The sequence below is a fragment of the Thalassomonas actiniarum genome, from assembly GCF_000948975.2.
GTDB lineage: Bacteria > Pseudomonadota > Gammaproteobacteria > Enterobacterales > Alteromonadaceae > Thalassomonas > Thalassomonas actiniarum.
Map to the genome: position 1 here is coordinate 836,967 of NZ_CP059735.1, position 19,904 is coordinate 856,870.

15 protein-coding genes are annotated in these 19,904 nt (G+C 48.8%); 11 read left to right on the top strand and 4 right to left on the bottom strand.

Translation table 11 applies throughout. The features are described 5' to 3' along the window. The first annotated feature begins 4 nt into the window (after nt 1-4). The 8 genes from SG35_RS03605 (at nt 5) to SG35_RS03640 (ending at nt 12,005) form a co-directional block, all read left to right on the top strand. The gene (locus SG35_RS03605) at nt 5-1,765 is read left to right on the top strand and encodes an IucA/IucC family protein (protein WP_053043204.1); all 1,761 of its coding nucleotides are present in this window, start codon (nt 5-7) and stop codon (nt 1,763-1,765) included. Further along, nucleotides 1,740-2,960, top strand: coding sequence for an MFS transporter (locus SG35_RS03610; protein WP_044834159.1), 1,221 nt, complete (start codon nt 1,740-1,742; stop codon nt 2,958-2,960). Before SG35_RS03605 ends, SG35_RS03610 begins: the two co-directional genes overlap by 26 nt. Beyond that, nucleotides 2,960-6,586 (top strand): IucA/IucC family protein, encoded by a 3,627-nt coding sequence (locus tag SG35_RS03615; RefSeq protein WP_053043205.1) that lies wholly within the window; start codon nt 2,960-2,962, stop codon nt 6,584-6,586. The genes SG35_RS03610 and SG35_RS03615 overlap by 1 nt, the downstream gene beginning before the upstream one ends. 1 nt (nt 6,587) lies before the next feature. Continuing rightward, entirely contained in the window at nt 6,588-7,349 is a 762-nt protein-coding gene (locus SG35_RS03620) for an HpcH/HpaI aldolase family protein (protein WP_044834161.1), read from the top strand. 93 nt (nt 7,350-7,442) lie between these two features. After that, nucleotides 7,443-8,672, top strand: a complete 1,230-nt coding sequence (locus SG35_RS03625) for a type III PLP-dependent enzyme (protein ID WP_044834162.1) — start codon at nt 7,443-7,445, stop codon at nt 8,670-8,672. Then, nucleotides 8,666-9,088, top strand: a complete 423-nt coding sequence (locus SG35_RS03630) for a ParB N-terminal domain-containing protein (RefSeq protein ID WP_044834163.1) — start codon at nt 8,666-8,668, stop codon at nt 9,086-9,088. Before SG35_RS03625 ends, SG35_RS03630 begins: the two co-directional genes overlap by 7 nt. Nucleotides 9,089-9,147: 59 nt before the next feature. Then, complete coding sequence (locus SG35_RS03635) at nt 9,148-11,274, top strand: TonB-dependent receptor (protein ID WP_053043206.1); 2,127 nt, start codon at nt 9,148-9,150, stop codon at nt 11,272-11,274. 266 nt (nt 11,275-11,540) lie between these two features. Then, nucleotides 11,541-12,005, top strand: coding sequence for a cyclic nucleotide-binding domain-containing protein (locus tag SG35_RS03640; protein ID WP_160298327.1), 465 nt, complete (start codon nt 11,541-11,543; stop codon nt 12,003-12,005). Between the two features lie 43 nt (nt 12,006-12,048). On the opposite strand, the gene SG35_RS03645 is transcribed toward SG35_RS03640, so the two are convergent. From SG35_RS03645 to SG35_RS03655, 3 genes are read right to left on the bottom strand one after another with little or no spacing between them, the layout of a single operon-like run. Then, nucleotides 12,049-12,378: an Hpt domain-containing protein gene (locus SG35_RS03645; protein WP_044834166.1), complete on the bottom strand. Its 330-nt coding sequence runs from the start codon at nt 12,376-12,378 to the stop codon at nt 12,049-12,051. Nucleotides 12,379-12,404: 26 nt separating this feature from the next. After that, nucleotides 12,405-12,773 (bottom strand): response regulator, encoded by a 369-nt coding sequence (locus tag SG35_RS03650; protein WP_044834167.1) that lies wholly within the window; start codon nt 12,771-12,773, stop codon nt 12,405-12,407. Beyond that, nucleotides 12,751-14,940: a CHASE domain-containing protein gene (locus SG35_RS03655; RefSeq protein ID WP_044834168.1), complete on the bottom strand. Its 2,190-nt coding sequence runs from the start codon at nt 14,938-14,940 to the stop codon at nt 12,751-12,753. The genes SG35_RS03650 and SG35_RS03655 overlap by 23 nt, the downstream gene beginning before the upstream one ends. A gap of 365 nt (nt 14,941-15,305) precedes the next feature. Between SG35_RS03655 and SG35_RS03660 the strand changes: the two genes are divergently transcribed. From SG35_RS03660 to SG35_RS03670, 3 genes are all read left to right on the top strand, one after another. Beyond that, on the top strand, nt 15,306-16,559 hold the full coding sequence (locus SG35_RS03660; protein WP_044834169.1) for a hybrid sensor histidine kinase/response regulator: 1,254 nt from the start codon (nt 15,306-15,308) through the stop codon (nt 16,557-16,559). A gap of 91 nt (nt 16,560-16,650) precedes the next feature. Then, complete coding sequence (locus tag SG35_RS03665; protein WP_084692851.1) at nt 16,651-17,238, top strand: uracil-DNA glycosylase family protein; 588 nt, start codon at nt 16,651-16,653, stop codon at nt 17,236-17,238. Continuing rightward, on the top strand, nt 17,216-17,380 hold the full coding sequence (locus SG35_RS03670) for a hypothetical protein (protein ID WP_160298328.1): 165 nt from the start codon (nt 17,216-17,218) through the stop codon (nt 17,378-17,380). The genes SG35_RS03665 and SG35_RS03670 overlap by 23 nt, the downstream gene beginning before the upstream one ends. 46 nt (nt 17,381-17,426) lie before the next feature. On the opposite strand, the gene SG35_RS03675 is transcribed toward SG35_RS03670, so the two are convergent. Continuing rightward, nucleotides 17,427-19,406: a methyl-accepting chemotaxis protein gene (locus SG35_RS03675; protein WP_044834170.1), complete on the bottom strand. Its 1,980-nt coding sequence runs from the start codon at nt 19,404-19,406 to the stop codon at nt 17,427-17,429. Nucleotides 19,407-19,904 lie beyond the last annotated feature (498 nt).

A 19,904-nucleotide genomic window follows, 5' to 3' on the forward strand; every position in this document is an offset into this window, starting at 1 on the left:
AAAGATGTTACGGCAATTTCACCTTAACCAGCTACAAAAACTGATGGATGCATTATACATGGAAGATTTCAGTGGATATTGCCGGCATCTGAGTTTTTCCCAAGCAAACCTGCTGGTTACACTCGATGAGCATAGCCAGTTGAGTTTCTCCTGTATCAAGCAGGCCGGGCTTAGTCCGTACCGCTTACAAAGCGATACCGTCTATTTTATCGATCAACGGGTGGGATCCCGGACCAGGATCCCACCACAAGAGATCATGACATATTTCACCCGGGCCAGTTGGTGGCCCGGTGATACTCAGCAAATGGAAAAACAGCAAAGAGCAGACCTTTGGTGGCGCCAGTGTTTTAATTTTATCGAACAGCTGAGCGCACAAATTCCCGGCTGGCAAAAGCTATCGCTGGCGTCTTTGCCTTTAAGTGAATGTTATGCCATTGCCGCCGACCGTCCCTTTCATCCTTTTGCCCATGCCAAGGAAGAGCTTGCCAGCCTGATTGGCTCCGAAAAGCTGTCTAGGGTAAAGGTTTATTGGTGGGGCTTTCGCCGCGACAATATCATTAGCCGCAACAAGCAGGCCACAGATAAAACGCCGGCGAGCTTTCTGCTTTCCCGGGAGCAAAAATTGGCACTTGATAGCAAAATGGCGGAAAAAATCTCCCCGGCTGCGACAAATGCCGACTATATTGCGCTGCCGCTGTTAGCGACACAAGATTTGGCCTTAGGGTCACAGGCTGAAGATCTCGGGGCGGTTGATCTTGGCTTCACCACAGAGCTGGGGTTACCGACATCTTCCCTTCGCACCCTGATGAGCGATAACAATAACCTGCATGTGAAACTGTCCACCTATGCCCGCACGCTCGGGGCAATGCGTTCTATGCCGCCAAGATACCTGGTAAATGGCGATCACGCTTTCCGGTTATTGCTCGATATCAGTGCCAAAGATCCGCTCTTAAGCCAAACCCTGGCCTTGAGTGATGAACAGCTGTGGTGGGTGGCGGGCAAACCGGAAGAGTTAATCACTAATCCGGGCCATTATGCCTGCCAGCTGAGATTTTTACCCGAAGCGACAGCGGGCACTGAATACCTGGCCATGTCGGCATTAACTTACCAGGGGGAAAGTGTCTGGCAACTTGCCCTGGGGCAGGAGCTTGATGAATGGCAGGCGGTACGGGAACTGAGCCAGTTATTTATCCGGACATTTTTATCTTTATGGTGCCAGGGGGTTATGCCTGAATGTCACGGCCAGAATGTGATCGCTTGCTACGAACAGGGCAGGCTGAGCGGTTTTATCCTCAGGGATCACGATACCCTGAGAATTTGTCCTGCGCGGTTGAAGCAGCAAGGATTGAATATTCCCGATTACCAGATCAACTGGTCGACACCAAACACCCTGGTTTTGGCAACGGATGCCGAGCTGCTGGCCTACTTTACCACCTTGGGCTTGCAGGTGAATCTCTTTCCCATCGCCTTGGCGGTTATCGGCCGCAGCGAGCATACGGAAAGTGAATTCTGGCACTGGACCCGGCAGTGTATTTCAGACTTTATCAATCAATTAATCGATACCTCCCTGGCAGATACCCTGCGCCAGGAGTTGCTATACGCACAAAAGTGGCCTTTTAAACAAGTATTAACCCCGCTATTACAGCGACAGGAGTTATCCACCAGTATGCCCAGCAGCATGGGAGAAATAACCAATCCGCTGCCCGGCAACCAATCGCAATCATCAAATCAAGAAGTTTATGAAACAGTCAGCGTACCAGCTTAAACTGCTGCTTTTTTGCCAGTTTCTCGCCACCTTTGGCTTAATGGTGCTGATCCCCGTGATGCCCTTGTATTTAACTAAACTTACGGCGTCCAATAGTTCGGCGACCCTGTGGGCGAGTTTTGCCTTAGCAGCCCCCGCGATAGGTAGTCTGCTTACCGCCCCGCTGATCGGTCGCCTGGCCGATAGCTGGGGCCATCGCCGGGTATTATTTTTATCCTTATCCGCCTTTGGCTGCTCATTGCTGATGATGTCCTATGCCTCCTCTATGATGGTTTTTATTGCCGCCAGGGTGTTATTAGGTTTTTCCGGGATTTCGGTGGCCATCACGAGTTACACCATGCACACCGTCAGCGCATCCGCCCGAGGGCAGGCGCTGGGAAAACAACAAAGCGCCGTGGCAGCCGCCTGTCTCAGCGGCCCTCTGCTGGGTGGGATCTTTATGGATAAGTGGGGCATGGAATTGTTGCTGAATTTAACAGCAGCCCTGACCTGTATCACCCTCTTGGTTGCCGCTTTGTTGTTACGCCATGTGCCTGAGCATGCGGTGTCCGGGAGCCGCCAACCCTTGCCGTCAAAATGGTACCTGCGCCGCGATAACCTGGCCTGGTTGGGGGCAGGTATTTTGGCGCAAGCGGGGGCCTTTTCTCTGGTTACCTGTTTTGCCCTGTATATCAGCGAACAGCAATCCCTGGCGTTGCCGGTAGCCACGACCACCGGCATGTTACATGCGTTGGCCTGGACCGGCACTTTTCTCGCCGGCGCCTACTGGGGCAAACGAAATGATCTGGGTAAGGCCGGTATTAACTTTATTCTGGCTTCGGCTGTCTGTGGCATTGCCATCGGGCTGCTGATCTGGGCTGATGTCCTGTGGCAGTTTGCATTGCTGAGGTTGTTACAAGGCTTGTGTTTTGCAGCCTTGATCCCGTCGGTCATGTACAGCCTTTGTCAGTCCTGCCCTGATCATCCGGGGCAGGTGACCGGCACCGCCAAAAGCGCATTGGTACTCGGCCAGCTGGCCGGTCCGTTGGCCGTTGCCGCCATCTATCCTTTTTGGGGGGCCAACGGCGCCTTATTAATGACTGCCGGTTTGTTTATCGGCGGCAGCTTGCTACTAATCATCAATAAATACTTAGCTCTAGCGCTTAAACCTCAAGCGTCCGGGTCAAAAACACAGCTTTCAAAGGTAATTGAATAATGAGCACAAACTCCACCAGCCGCTGGCACAATAAATTAACCGAGCAGTATCTCAATACGTTTTTTCGGGAAACCCAGGTTGATATTAACCAGTGCATCAAGCAGGCTTCCACCCTGACAGAAGATCAGCACAGTCCCTTATCCGCCTCCCTGTTGACCACAAACCAGGGGGTAAGCATGTTTTGTTACCGCTTTAGTGCGTCTGACACTTATTTATGGGGGGGAGTCAAGCACTTATCCCTGACCGGTTATCATGAATATGCGGAAAATTTTTACCTGGTAAAAACAGGCAATGAAGTCTGTGAATTAACCGATCTGCGAGATTTATTACAATTGATCAGCGCTCAGTTAACGGCTGACGCCGGTAATGGCAAGCAGGAGATAAATGCCGGCGCCCTGTTAAATGAAAACATGAACAACAGCGTCAACAAGTCGGAATTCTTTTTACTTAACCGGAAACAGCAGCAGTGCAAAAATGCTGTGGTGGAAGATTTCATCGCCGCCGAGCAAGGCATGGTATTGGGGCACCCTTTTCATGTAACTTCTAAAGCCAGCATAGGGTTTAGTCAGGATGATATGAAGCGTTACAGCCCTGAGCTGGGGGTTTCTTTTAAATTGCATTATTTTGCGGTGTGTCCCGGGCGACTCAGAGCCAGTGATATCGGGGAAGACTTAACGGCCCTGAGCGATAAAGAAGCTCAGCAGCAGGCGCAGCAGCTGTTAACCGCTGATCATAAACATTATACCTTATTACCTTGCCATCCATGGCAGGCTAATTATTTGCTGGACAATCAGCAAGTACAGCAAGCCCTGGCAGATGAGAGCATGATATCTCTGGGGCCACTGGGACAAGTGGTGTGGCCTACTTCTTCGGTACGCACCGTATGGCTGCCTGAAAACAAAATTTTCCTTAAACTGGCGTTGGATGTCAGGCTGACGAATTTTGTCCGCAATAATCCCGATGAGCAGGTGATGCGCGCCATAGATGCCAGCCGTTTGATCCGCAAGATCCCGGCAGAGCTTAGCGACAATCGTTTATTATTGTTGCCTGAGCTGGCCTCACAAACCCTGCATTTTGAACAAGCCCCCGAATTGTCCGCTTCGTTCGCCAGTATTTATCGTGCCGGCCTTGATGAAACGTCCCTGGGACAAACCCGGATCCTCGGCAGCCTGGTGGAAGAAAACCTCGATGGCGAAGATCTGCCCCTGTGGCAATATATCAAACAAGCCGCCGAGCTTGCCGACACACCCCTAAGCAGTGATTTTATCGAACACTGGTGGCAGGCCTATATCCAGGCTTCATTGCTGCCGGCTTTAAGCCTGTATGCCAATACCGGTATCAGTTTGGAGGCCCATCTGCAAAACAGCCTGATGAGGTTTGAGCAGGGAATGCCGGTACAGCTGGTGGTGCGGGATATGGAAGGAGTCAGTATTTCCCGAAATTCCGTGCTGGCGGATGCCTGTCCGCAAGTCAGCGCAAACAGTTCGGTCTGGTATACGCCGGAGCAAACCTGGTTCAGGTTTAAGTATTACATGGTGGTTAATCATATTGCCCATGTGATTGCCGCCATTGCCAGGGTGTCACTGGTAAGCGAAAGCCGCTTATGGCTCGTTACCCGTCAATGTCTGGCAGCAGAGGAAATGACCCCGGCAACCCGGATTTGGGCACAGCGCCTGTTGGAGGCCAAAGATTTACCCGCCAAGGCCAATATGCTCAGTTCTTTTAAACAATCGGGTGAGGCCCCTACCTGGGTTGATATTGCCAACCCTTTATATTTTTTGCCACAAGGACAAGACATGACGTTAATCACTACTTCGGATCACAACCAAAATAATGCCGCCTTTGCCGCTGCCCATCAGCAGGCTGAGTTGAGGGTAAACCAACAGCTGTTCGAAGCCTTGATTTTTGAAGGTGTGGCAGTGGTAAGCAGGCATGAAAACAATGAAATAACACTTAAGGTTTCTGAGGTCTTAACATACCGCTGTCAGGGGATAACCAGCGACAGCTTTGAACGCATTCGCCTGGTGCCGGGCTCCCTGATGCGCGAAGAACAAATCACGGGACAAAACCGGATCAGCCGTCCATCACTGCAGCAATTAATGACGGACCTGGCACCCCTGGTTAAAGCGGAGCCGCAGAAATGGCAACAATTTCATGATGAGCTGACCTTAACTAGGGTTAAACACGCCCAAACCCTGCACCAGTTACCGGCAAAACCGCTCAGGGACATGAGTTATGAGTTCCAGGAAGCCAGGGTCAATAACGGTCATTTGTACCATCCCAGCTTTAAATCCAGGATCGGTTTTGATCTTGCTGAAAACCAGCTATACGGTCCCGAGTTATCCCAGGGTTACCATGTTATCTGGTTGGCGGTGCACCAGGATTATGTCCATGCCTGTGTCGGCAACAGCACTTCGTTAGAGCAAATTTATGGCCAACACTTTACCCCGCAAGAGTTACAGGCCATAAACAGCCAGGTGGAAGATGCAGGTGCAGATCTTGAAAACATGCGCTTATTACCGGTACACCCCTGGCAGTGGCATAAGATCATCAGCCTGTATTATCAGGATCTGCTGACCTCAGGCATGATCATTAAATTAGCGGTATCCGGCCCTAAGTACCTGCCGCAACAATCCATCCGCACCCTGTCAAATATGGATGATGTTAAACAGGCATCGATTAAACTGGCGATGAACCTGGTTAATACCTCAACCTCAAGGGTGCTGGCGCCCCATACGGTGCAAAATGCCGCCGCCATCAGCGATTGGTTATGGCAATTGGTTGATGAGGATCCCTTGTTATCCCCGGCTCATAAACCGGTTATATTGCGGGAAATCGCAGCTATCGGGGTGACCGTCCCGTCGGCCTTGCCGGTACAATACGGGGCTCTGGCCTGTATCTGGCGCGAGAGTGTTCACCCCTATCTGGAGCAAGGTCAACAGGCTTCTCCTATGACTATGCTGATGCAGCTCGATAATGACCAGAAGCCGGTGATAGATGCCTGGATCCGCCAGCACGGCGTAAAAACCTGGCTTACCGCCCTGGTGACCCATGCCTATCTGCCGGTGATGCATATGCTCTGGTACCATGGCACGGCGCTGGAATCCCATGCCCAGAATATGTTGCTGATCCATGAATCCGGGTTGCCGGTGAAGGTGGCGCTGAAAGACTTTCATGACGGGGTAAGGTATAGCAGAGCTTTATTAAGGGATGTTACCCGGTTACCCGAGTTAACGGATGCCCCGGATGTACATGCCAAGGTCAATCCAAATTCTTTCCTTGAAACCGATAATGCCGATGAACTGCGTGACTTCACCCAGGATGCTTTATGTTTTGTTAATCTCGGCGAACTGGCCTGGTTCTTACAAGTTCATTATCAACTGCCGGAGCAGGAATTTTGGTCGGTAACGGCCAAAGTGATGCATGAATACCAGGCAGCACACCCCCAGCTGACCGGGCGTTTTAAATTATTCGATTTCTTTGCCGCTAATATCGAAGTTGAACAATTGGCCAGCCGCCGTTTCCTGCCGGAAGTGAGATTACGGGTAATGTCGGTGGAAAACCCTTTGGCAAAAGCGGATCAGACAATTACGCAATCTACTCAAGCAGTAGCACAAGCGGTGTAACATGAAGCCATCAACACTGAAAAAACGTATCGCTAATAACACAGAAGTCTTTGGTTTATTTTGCTCTATCCCCTCTGCGGTAGCCTTAGAGCAAATTGCCGCAGCCGGTTATGATTTTGCCATTATCGATTTAGAGCATACCCTGATCGGCAAGGAACAGTTGGAAGTACTGATATTAGCGGCCCGCGCCAGCGCCCTGGAGCTGTTGGTCAGGGTACCGCCGGGGGCTTTACATCTGGTGGTGCAGCTATTGGATGCCGGTGTCGCCGGTATTGTTTTTGCGCGTATCGATGATGCCATGCAGGCACAACAAGCAGTTGCCGCTTGCCATTATGCCCCCCTGGGTACCCGGGGACTGAACTCCACCCGGGACAGCCGTTATGGTCTCGACGGCCTGGTGGACTATATTGAGCAGGCAAAACAAAACACCTTAGTGGTGGTGATGATAGAAAGCCGCCAGGGGCTGGCAAATATTGACGCCATCGCGGCGACCCCGGGAGTCGATGTCATTTTGGAAGGGGCTGCGGATTTATCACAATCTTTTGAGCTGCCCTGGCAAACCCGCCATGACTCGGTTAGCGAAGCAATCGCCCATATCCACCGGCAAACCCGGATTGCCGGGAAAGTCTTTTGTGCTTTACCCAGGGAGCCCGAGGAAATTAAGGCCTGGCGTGAGGAGTCGGTGTCGGTTTTTGTCGTTGGCGATGACCGCGGCATTATGCGCCGGGCACATCAAAGCCATTTGGCGGCCTATAAAGAATAAGCAAGATAAAGATGAGTATGCCCGGCCCAGTTAACTATGCTGCGCCGGGCATGTAAAAATATTTAATAATTTAACCGCATACAAGGAATAACTATGTCGGTAGCATTTTCCCTACACCCTTTACAAGAATACATAACGCAGCAAACCGATCCCGTTTGTGCCTATTATTATGATCTGGATTATTTAAGCCAGCGTATCCAATGGATCAGTGAAAACTTACCCGATAAGGTGAATTTTTATTATGCGATCAAGGCCAACTCGGATCAGCCGGTACTTGAAACCTTGTCCCCATATATCCATGGGTTTGAGGTAGCCTCCCTGGGAGAGATCCATAAAGCCCGGCAGGCAGATAGCCATCGGCCGATCGCTTTTGGCGGGCCGGGAAAAACCCGGGTAGAACTCCAGGGAGCCCTGGATGCCGGTGTTGAGCTGTACCATATCGAAAGTGTGTTACAGCTGGACCGGTTAAATGAACTGGCAGCCAAGGCCGGGCAAAAAGTCAAAGTACTGCTGCGGGTGAATCCCAGGTTTGAATTGCCCGATGCGACCTTGCAAATGGCGGGAAAAGCGACTCAGTTCGGTATAGACCAGGCACAAATCCCCGAAGTATTAGCTTCTTTAGCCAGCTATCCCCAGTTGGAATGTGTCGGTTTTCATTTTCATGCCATTTCCAATAATCTTGATGCCGACAGTCACTTATTATTGGTAAAAACCTATATCGAAGTCGCCAGGGGCTGGCAGCAAAGCCATGGCCTTAACATGGAATTGTTAAATATCGGCGGCGGTATCGGCATCAATTACCAGGATAGCGATCAGCAATTTGCCTGGCAGCACTATTGCCAGGAACTCAATAAGCTGATCCAGGAAGCGGATATTGCTTTTTCTCTGGCTATGGAGTGCGGCCGTTTTGTTAGTGCCACCTGCGGCTGTTATGTGGCGGAAGTCACGGACATTAAATCGAACCATGATCAGTATTTTGCGGTCTTGCGCGGCGGCAATCATCAGTTCCGTTTGCCTTCGTCCTGGCAACATAACCATCCTTTTCAGGTGATTAGTGTCGATCACTGGCCCTGGTCCTACCCGCGTCCGGGCATTTTAGGAGAGAAGATCACCTTATGTGGCGAGTTATGTACGCCAAAAGACGTATTAGCCAGCCGGGTTGAGATAGAGCAGCTTAATGTCGGCGATCTGATCTTGTTTGAACAAACAGGGGCTTATGGCTGGCATATTTCTCACCATAACTTTTTAAGCCATGCGCACCCGGATCGTATTTATCACTCAAACTCACAGTTATTATTTATTAAGGAAGATGCATCATGTTAGGCGCCAAATCGATTGTTTTTGTTGAAACCGGAAAAATCTTACCCAATGAGCAAGTATATTCAGAGCGGGTTAACTGGCTGGTGGATAAAATTCAGTCGGAAGGGTTATGGCGGGTGCCGGTTACCCTGGACAAGTCAAGTTATGCCGTGATGGACGGACATCACCGGCTGGAAGCCGCCAGGCGATTAAAGCTCCCCTGTGTGCCTTGTCTTTTGCTTGATTACTCGGAGGTAAGCTTTGTCAGCACCCATGAATCTTTGGCTATCACTCCGAAAATGGTCGGTGAATATGCTAAGGCCGGCACCTTGTTCCCGCCGAAAAGTACCCGACATATATTCAGCAATCCTTTGCCGACTTGTAACATTTCTTTGACTATAATCAAAAACACAAATGATAATGGTTTGCATTTGAGTTAAATGCCTCTATAATAAGTTACTCTCTTAATAAAAGTAACTTGATGATTAATCATAGTATTATGAATATAAATAAATCTTATATCGCTGTTCTTGTTTCGTCTTTTTTATCTGTTTCCACATTTAATGCCGTCGCTGAGGACATTGAACGTGTTGAAATTTTTGCCGAACGCATGTCGTCGGACCTTGAGTCCATCTCACGCCAGGTGACGGTAATAGATAACGAGGTATTAACTACTGAGTTTGCCAGTGCGCAGAATTTAGCCGAGGTTTTGGCTAAGGTAGTGCCGGGCATGGCGCCTCCTACCCCGGCATTGACGAATTTTGGAACAACGATACGTGGACGTAATGCCCTGGTGTTGATTGATGGCGTGCCGTTAAACACCAATCGTAATATTTCCAGGGATCTGCATAATATCCACCCAAGCCAGGTGGCCCGGGTGGAAGTCTTCCGCGGTGGTAATGCGATTTACGGCAGCGGTGCAACCGGCGGAGTTATTTATATTCATACCAAATCTGGCGAGGGTGAAAATAAACTTGTCAGTTCTATTTCCACGCAAATAAGCCTGACGGAGCGCACAAGCGACTCCATGACCTCTCAGATTTATCAGGAAGTAAGCGGTTCATATCAGCAGTGGAGTTATTTACTGGCGGGTTCTTTTGAAAAAACTGCCGGAGCCTACGATGCCGATGGCGATCGCATTGCCCCCGAGCCAAGCCAGGGGGATAGCATAGACAGCGACATTTTCAGCATCAACGGCAAAATTAAATACCAGTGGCAAGATCAGTCATTGGAATTTTCTGCATTGAGTTACCAGTTGGAACAAGATACGGATTATGCTTCAGATCCTTCGGCAAAAGAATTACCTTACCTGTCCAAGGCCCAGTCAATAAAGGGGTTGGAACTTGATAAGCAAAATGAGATCAGCAACCAGGTATTCGACCTGAGCTATAAAAACCGTATCAATGATGACCACAGGTTAACGGCCCAACTTTATTACCGGGACTATGAATCACGTTTCTCCCCGTTTGATGGCCGCCCGTACGGCACCTGGAACCACCTGGCACAAACCTACCTTGAAAGCACTAACTTAGGGCTGCGCTTAACGGTGAACTCATCCCTGAGCGAGCAGTTAGACCTTGACTGGGGACTGGATAGCAGCGAAGAAAAAAGCGAGATGCCGGTAACCACCTATGACGGTGATATTTACGATGAAAGCAATGGCCTGGTATTTCAGGAGCTTGGCGACAAAGCCTTTGTGCCTGAACTGACCCATAGCAGCCGGGCCGCCTTTGCCCAGGCCAGATACCAGCTAAATGACGCCATCAGCCTGGAAGCTGGCCTTCGTTATGAAGAAATAGAAGCCAGCTTCGATGACTTTACCACCTTAGGGCAGGCGGTTGATATTCAGGGCAGCGATTATGATTACGACTCTTTCGTGTCTAACTTTGCCGCCACCTACCAGGTAAATGATGATCATACGGTTTATCTGGCTGCTAACGAAGGATACGAACTGCCGGATATCGGTTTAAGGATCCGTTATGCCAATGAACAGTTCGACTTGAGTCAGTCCAAGCTTAAGCCGGTGGAAACCCAGGATTACGAATTCGGCTGGCGCGGGAACTTCGAGCAGGTTGCTATGAGTCTTGCCCTGTTTCACTCTTCGTCTGATTTAGGCAATGTGAAAAGTGAGAATATGGGGCTGAGTTTAAGCCGCAACAAGGTTGAAATCAAAGGCATAGAGGTTACCCTGGATTTAGACATTAATGATTACCTGGCGCTGGACTTAAGCTACAGCTATGCCGAAGGCAAAGAAAAAGCCGAAGGGGCGGATGAATACATTAAAATGAATGGTTTTGCCATTCCGCCGAATAAACTCTCCGCCGCCTTGGTTTATGATAATTTACAGGGCTGGACCAGCCAGCTGAGATTGTTGGCGGTAAGCGGCGAAGACTACCGTATCGACGGTAATAATGCTTTTGGCCGCCGGGACGTGGAAAGCTACCGCGTAGTGGATTGGTCAAACCAGGTAGAATTGCCTAAGGGAACTTTGACTGTTGGCATTGAAAACCTGTTCAACAAGCAATATTACTCGGTTTACAGCCAGTTACAGCGTAACGGTAATAACACCAGCTCTATCCCGGGGCGCGGCCGGTTACTTTCCGTGAATTACCAGCTTACCTGGTAAAGCGTTTACAAGACCCGGGTCATGGCCGGAAATAACAAAAGCAGCAAGCCTGATGGTTTGCTGCTTTTTTCATTTTTGGCACTGGCTTAAGGTATTGATGAATATGAACTAAGCTTATATTAACCTTAGTCATTGTGAATTTTGGTAATTTAACTGGGCTTGTTGTGGTTGATCCTTATAGGGAGCTTGCTGTTTTATTGTTGTTAAGGTTATCAATGGAATAATTTTTATCTTATTGCTTAGCTGAAACACCAATGGGGGATGCTTTGTCTGCCATCAAAGTTAAAAAAGTGCCCAGCTTCAAGGCTTATGAAATCATTAGCCGCCTGAGCCTGTTTAGCGATCTGCTACCCGATGAAATTCGTATTTTATCGGATAACCAGCAAATTTTTTATCAAATACCCGCCGGTGAGATTTTTATCCGTCAGGGGGAAGTGGAAAATAATTTTTACCTGTTGCTCAGCGGCAGTGCCAAAGTGGTGCGGGACAGAAAAGAGTTTGATCAGTTATGCGCCGGTGATGTTATCGGGGTTTGCGGCCTGGTCAGGGACGCTCCGCGTACCGCGTCTGTGGTGGCAGAGAGCAATATTTTTGCCATGAGGATGTCGCGCAAGCAGTTTCGGCGGCTGCCGGGAAAAATGCGTGAGTTGATCAAAGATCATATGATGGAAGAGCTGGTCAGGCGTATCGACAGCTTGAATGAACAGTTGTATTTCTGTCAACAGCAATAAGGGCTCAGGCTTGAGCCTTTTGGCCGGGCACTGAAATAATGGTTTAACCCGGGTATTGGAAGACTTGTTGCAGCGCCGAGGTTAAGGTTTGCAGCTGGTTGCTGTCGGGGATATTGTCTGTGTTATCGTAGGATTTTAGTAACTGCTCGGCTTTAGCGGCGCTGACGCTCAGCTCAGGGTAACCGAACGAAGCCGCCGAGCCTGAAATACGGTGAAGGCAAGTACAAAGTGCCGTCAGGCTTTGCCTTGACCAGTTCATGGTGATTTTTTGCCATAAATCCCTTATTTCTGACAATCTTTCCGGTAATTCCTGCTGATAGCTGGCTTTTAACTCTTGCAGCTGCTGTTTCAGTAATTCTTCTTTCTTGTCCATAGCGATCCCAAATGGCCATGATTGGATTAACCCGCTTTAAATCGGGTGATAAACTCCGTCACCTGATCTTCAAACGTAACTTCAATAGGTTTAGGGATAAAATGATCGCAGCCGATATTGATGGCTTTATTGGTTTCTTCTGACATTACCGATGCGGTAACCGCAATAATCAGTCCCTGATAACCCTGCTTCCGGAGGACTTTTGTGGCCTCATGGCCGTCCATTACCGGCATATGCATATCCATTAATATAGCATCATATAGGCAGGTACTGGCTTTTTCTACCCCTTGCTCCCCGTTTACTGCAGTATCCACTTCAAATCCGCGAAGCTGCAGGCGTATGCTGATCATTTTCCTGATCACTTGGTCATCTTCAACCAGTAGAATTGAGCTCATGGTTTGCTTCCAATATGTTATTGATTGAGAAGGTGAATGTAGTCCCTACACCTAGTTGGCTGGCGACGCTGATGCTGCCGCCATGCAATTCGATCAGCCGCTTGCTGATTGCCAGCCCTAAACCTGTGCCTCTGACTTCACGCGTACTGCTGCTGTCTACTTGATAAAATTTGTCAAAGAGCAAAGGCAAGACGTTGTTATCTATGCCGCAGCCGGTATCCTCAACTTCAAAGATAATATTCTTTTCGCTTTGTTCACCGCGTACGGTAATGGCCCCCTGATCGGTAAATTTGATGGCATTGCTAAGCAAATTGATGAAGATCTGCTTGAGCCGGGTGGGATCCGAAAAGATTCTTAAGTCAGGCACCTGATTGATTAATTTTAGGTTTTTATGTTGCGCGCTTTTTTCCAGCGTCTGCAGGCACTCTTCTACCAGGTTATGGCTGTTTTGCCATTGGCGTTTTATTTCCAGTTTGCCGGCTTCTATCTTGGAAATATCTAAAATGTCATTGATAAGTACCAACAAATGCTCCCCAGAGTCTTTCATTTCATTGGCTATTTCTGTAATGATTCCGGGAAGCGGTAGTTTGTTTCTGTCGGTAAGCAGGGGCAGATAGCCGAGGATGACGGTTAAAGGTGTTCTCAGTTCATGGCTCATCATGCTGAGAAACTCACTTTTCGCCCGGGAGTGCATTTCTGCTTTCTCTTTGGCACCTACCAATATTTTTTCGTTTTCTTTTTGTTGGGATAAATCGACGATAACCCCGACAAAAATAACGGTATCCTCCAGGCTCGCCTTGTCTACCGAGAGAAACATCGGGAAGGTGGAGCCATCTTTCTTCAATCCCATGACTTCCCGGCCGCTGCCTATGATATGACCGACATTGGTCGTCAGGTAGTTGTTAAGATATTCATCATGTTGCTGGGCATAAGGGGGAGGCATTAACATCTTGATATTATTGTTTAACAGTTCGGTTTCCTGGTAACCGAATAATTTTTGCCCGGCGGGATTGCATGACTGGATAAGGCCACTGGCATTGATGGTAATGATGGCGTTGAGTGTGGTATCGAGTATCGCCTGGCTGCGGCGCTGCTCCAGCTGTAATTGTCTGGTTCTGTGCTCAACCAGCAGCCGGACTTCCCGTTCCCGGCCAATCAGCAGATAGAGAAATGAAATCACCAGTAAGGTAAAGGCCATGCCGGAAATAAAGACTATTTGCGCTCTGTTGCTTTGAAATTGCCTGATAAACTGCGGGCTTGGATGCAGGGTCATGCGCCAGGTCCGCCCTAGTCGTTTGGTGGTAATGGTTTGCCGGTAGCGGATGGCTTCCCGATCCGGCTCTTTATTATAGGTTTTAAACAGTGAGACCGGCGAGGCGGCTTCGCTGATATCTTCCATATGCACTAAGACCTCGCTGTTATATAAACCGGTTGAATTTAAGGAAGATAAAAAAAGCGGTTGGATGCGAAAGACCCCTAAGGCAAATCCCTGGAAATTTTCCAGCCGGGCCTGGCGCAGTGTTCTGTCGCCGCGGTAAATCGGCTCCATAAACAGATAGGCGGCTGCTTTTTGCTGATCCTGTACCAGTTGGATCGGTGATGTTGCCAGGGTTTCTCCCGAATTCATGCTGGCAATAATGGTTTTTTTCCGTGCCGGGCTGGAGGAAAGATCATAACCTAAGGCTTTTTCATTGCCTTGAAGGGGTTCTACATAAAAAACCGGATAATAAAAGGCTTTATTGCGCTCTACCACTATCATATTACCCCGGGGATCGTTTTGGGTGATGTTGAAGTCGGTTAAGCCGTCATCGCGGGCTTTTTTGATGTAAAGGTCTATCTCGGTTAGCGGCACCCTGGGGATCCATTCCAGGGCTTTGATCGCCGGTATTTTTTCTATGGTTTCAACGGTAAATTGCTGAAATTCTTCCCGGGTTACCTGGTTGGAGGACTGATAGAATTTCCTGACGTCTTTTAATATTTCAATGTTTAATTCCAGCTCGCGGACAAAAGCTGTCTGGTAGAGGAGTTTAATGGTATTTAATTCGTGGCTTATTTCCTTGTTTTCCTGCTTCAAGGTGAACTGATACCCGAGGTGAGATAACAGCAGACCCAGTACGAAACTGGTGATAACGCTGGGTTTTAAGAGAAAACTGTCTGTTATTATCACGGGGGCTCATCCACAAATAATTGATAACTAGCTTAGTTCATCCCGATAACACACGCAAAAATATAAAATCACTCCCTGGCGACGGAAAAATGAAGTGACTGTTGCTATTTATCGCTATTTTGAAGGGCGGGACTGATTTAAGCCTGCTCCGGGGAAATTATGCTCTGTATCAACTATCTTTTTTCGAAAATCCTTTCTATAACATTCTATAACGGTTTGCTGATTTTATAATAAGCTAACCGATCTTGCTGATAATCAAAAGAATATCAGCTCATAACTAGCGTAAAGTTAATGTCCTGGGTTATGAAAATCCAGTTTCAGCTTTTTATGATTTATTACCATTACTACCAGGGACAAGTGGTGTTATGTCACAAAACAACCAGGCGGTAAATGAAGTGCAGCATACAATTTTACTGGTCGATGATGATCCGCATATCCTTAATCTGTTGGACTTGATCCTGAGCCAGCATTACCAGGTCTTATGTGCCAATAACGGGCAAGAGGCACTTAATATTGTGGTGGAGCATCGCCAGGGGCAGGGCATACACCTGGTGTTGACGGATCAGCGCATGCCGCAGATGTCAGGGACGGAGTTTTTGGCAAAAGTTCGCAGCCAGTTGCCTAAAGCAAAACGTATGTTAATGACGGCATATCAGGATATCTCCGTGGTGATGGCCGCCATCAATGAGCTTGACGTCTATCAGGTGATATTAAAGCCGTTCGAACAAAATGAATTACTGCTGAAAGTGCGGCGTGCGCTGGAATGTTTTGTCGCCGAACGCCAGCAGGAAAAATTGATAGACGATCTGTATGCGGCGAACCAGGCACTGGCCCTAAGCCAGAATAACCTGCATCAGATGCTGCAGCACCAGAGCAATACCGAGATGCTGGCGTCTTTAGGTACCCTGGTGGCGGATATGTCGTATGAAATCGATACGCCTTTGGGTCTGAGTATCACCACGGCATCAAGCCTGGAAGAGAAAACACAGGAATTGATGTTGCGGGCAAAAGAGATGAACCTATCAAAAGAATTTATGAGCAATTATCAGGTGCTTGCCTACGAGTCTTGCCGTCTTATTTCCCGAAATCTGGAAAAAGCGGTGGAGTTGCTGCATGCCTTTAAAGAGTTTTCCATTGACTTAACCGGTAATGAACGCCGCCACTTTAATTTAAAGCAATATATTGAGGATATCCTGCTGACGTTAATGCCGAGGTTAAAGCACAGCAAACACAGTATCAAGATTCATTGCCCCGATAATATCGTGCTGGAGAGTTACCCGGGTGCGATCACAAAAATTATCACCAGTTTGATCAGTTATGCCCTTAATAACAGTTATGGCGAGAACAAGGTCGGCACTATGGTGCTGGATATCAAGCGCGAAGACCATGCCGTGTGCATGGTGTTTGAGGATCACGGCAAGTTTGTCAATAAAGAAACCTTAGAGTCATTATTTCAGCCGCTATATGGTGCTGAGCATGCCGCTTCGGGCAAGTGGCTGGGCTTAAATGCCGTGAACCATATTGTGCATGATACCCTCAAAGGTCGCCTGGACTGTGAAAGCAGCGAAGAGCATGGCACCAGGTTCACCATAACCTTACCCGTTCCCAACACTCATTAAGTTGAGTGTCTGTTGCGGGTATTGTCACCGGCTTTTTATACGGGGTATGATGTTTTATTGTGATTTTCCTGTGGCCAGCTTTATATTGAACATGAATGAATTGGAACGGCTTAAGCAAGAGATACGCCGCTGCAGCTTGTGTGAGCCTGAACTCCCCCTGGGGGCAAACCCCGTGATCCGGGGGAATCAAAGTGCAAAAATCCTGGTGGCAGGGCAAGCGCCCGGTATTAAGGTGCATAAAACCTCGATCCCCTTTAACGATGCCAGCGGTGTTCGCCTGCGGCAATGGCTGGGGATAAACGAAACGGTTTTTTATGATGAAGACCAAGTAGCCATAGTGCCCATGGGATTTTGTTATCCCGGCACGGGCAAAAGCGGAGACTTGCCGCCCAGGGCCGAATGCGTAAAAACCTGGCACCGGCAGCTGCTTGCTTTGTTGCCTGATATTGAATTGATCCTGGTGATAGGCCAGTACGCACAAAACTACCATCTTAAAAACCGGCAAAAAAAGAACCTGACCGAAACCGTCAGGGCCTGGCAGGAATACGCCCCCGGTATCATACCTTTACCACACCCCAGTCCGCGCAATAATATCTGGCTGCGACGTAATCCCTGGTTTGAACAGCAAGTGCTGCCCTATATCAGGGGTCGGGTAAATGAGCTCGTCAGCCGTCCCTGAAGCCGCGGCGATTTGTATCCCGGTACTTGACGGCCATATATGGTCCATTGCGACGCACCAGGAAGAGCTGGCGGGTGATGAAGTTGCCCGAAGAAGTGAGCAATGGCCGGCGGATATCTCATCAGACAGCGAAAAGGCATAAAAGCGGGGGCCAGAACAGCCTTTCCCCGCTTACGCGACAACAAACCTTAACTGACTTTAAATTTCAGGCTCAGTTGATTCAAGGTGGAGGAAATGGTGCTGATTTCTTCACTGGCGGCGGAGACCTGGCCGGCACTGGCAGCATTTTCATAAGCCACCTGGCTGATGGTGCTGATATTCTGGCTGATTTCGGTGGAGACAGAGGATTGCTGCTCAACGGCGCTGGCAATGGCTTCGGCCATTTCGGTAATAGTGCCCATTTCGTCATTCATTTTATCCACCGAGCGGGCGGCGAGATCCGTGTTGCCTATGGTTTGCTCGGCAATGGCGTGACTGGTGGCAATGGCATTGACCGCTTCTGAAGCCGCACTTTGCAATTTAGAGATCATCGACTCGATATTTTGCGTGGACTCCTGGGTTTTTGAGGCCAGAGTACGTACTTCATCGGCAACCACGGCAAAACCGCGGCCCTGCTCTCCGGCCCTTGCCGCTTCTATGGCGGCATTAAGCGCCAGTAAATTGGTTTGTTCGGCAATACCGCGGATCACTTCCAACACTAAACCTATTTCCACGGAATTATCCGCCAGCCCCTGAATGACGGCACTGGTTTGAATAATTTCATTATCCAGGTGATTTAAATCCCGGATGGCCTGGTTCAGTTTTTCCGACGCTTCCCCCGACTGACTCCGGGCACTTGCGGTTGAAGTGGCAACCGATGAGGTATTGCCGGCAACATCATGGATACTCATCGCCATTTGCTCTATGGCGGTGGCGATTTGCTCTATGCTGCCTTGTTGTTCCTGTAAGGACTCGGTTGACTGCAGGCTTGAGGCACTGGTTTGCTGCGACAGGCTGGCCAGGTTAATGCTGTTATGGACAATTTCACCGACCATATGTTTTAACTCCAGGGTCATTTTTTTCATCGCACCATAGACACTGGCGTTTTCCCTGTTTTGCTCAAATGCTATCGTTAAATCGCCGCCTGAGATGGTTTCTGCTATATGTCGCATTTCCTTGGGTTCGGCCGCCAGCGGGCGTAAAATGGACTTTGACATCACCAGGGCCAGGGCAATGATGGCGATAATGGCGCTTAGCACGACAAAAAACAGGGTCCAGTAAAGCCGGTAAACCGGGGCAAAGGCTTCGGTAACATCAATTTCCGATAAAATTGCCCAGCGGGCGCCATAAATGTCCAGCGGGCTGTACGCCGACAGCACGGGATTACCGTTATAGTCGGTAATGATGTTATTGCCGGTTTCACCCTTGATGGCCAGTTGTGCTGCCCGGGTGTCTACGCCGTTGTTTTGGATGTCGCCGGCGAAAGAGGCGGAGACCGAGTGGCCGTTTGGATCCAGGTAGGAGTCAGAGCGCATTAATAAATCACTGCCCACTAAGTAACTTTCGCCGCTTTCTCCCATGCCTTCGCGTTGTTGCATTACCCGGTTGATACTGTCGATGGATAACTGCAGCGCCACCACCAGTGTTTGTCCCGGGGCGGTGGTAAAGGGCAAGGCGATAAAACCTGCCGGTGCGTTATTGCTGGGGGCATAGCGGCTAAAGTCGGCCATGGCAAATTGTTTTGTGCTGCTTACCTGTTTAAACAGCCGCCCCAGCCCTGAGTCTTTATAAGCCCCCGAAACCAGGTTGGTCTGGTAGTCGGCTTCCCGGGTAACGGTATAGAAGATCTCACCGGTGTGATCGATTAAAAACAGATCATAGTAGCCATAGGTGTTGATAAAATTTTCGAAGTAACCGTGATGCTCATGAGCGGAGTTGATCTGGGTTGAAGGGGATGTGCTGTCCAGCATTCTGTCAATGGCACCGGGCAGCATCTCAATATTATTTTTGCGCTCGGCAAAGTAGCTGGATATTTGTGACTTCTTAATCTCCCGTACCGAAACTAGCTGGGAAAATGCCTGGGCCGTCAGGGCTGAGCTGGCGGTATAGCAACTGATGATACCCAGGGCTAAGGTTGGAATTAAGGCGATTAATAAAAAGGTGCTGGTTAACTTCTTTTTTAATTTCATTCTCTGATTGTATCCTTGACCCCAAGATATTGATTCATAAGCCAAAGCCAATTTGTTTGTTATACTTTTTCGGCGGTCGTTAATCGCCGCAGGTCAAGCCGGCGTTTAATGGCCGAACTTATCGCTTATGTGGCGTTAACAGTGAATTTGGCCTGTTACCTTAGGGGAGTGAGTGAGGTCTTATTTTAATTGTTGAACTTTATCTTAAACCTTCCCTGGTAAAGCAGCGCCGAATTCTATGTGGTAGCAGAGAAAAGTCAACCGTTTGCTGCATCGGGAGTACAGGTAAATGAACATAAAGGATCTGGAACCGCGGGATAAACCGCTCGGCTAAAGGGGAGGGACTGCAAAGTAATCTTATATTTTTCAGAGGCTTGGCTGAGTTTTATTCGTTTGTTGCTATTACCTGGGCTTGTATAAGTTAGAATCTTCTGGTCTAAGAGACTGTTGCTTTTTTAAGTTTATTTTACAACGACTTAACATCTTTTATGTCAGGTT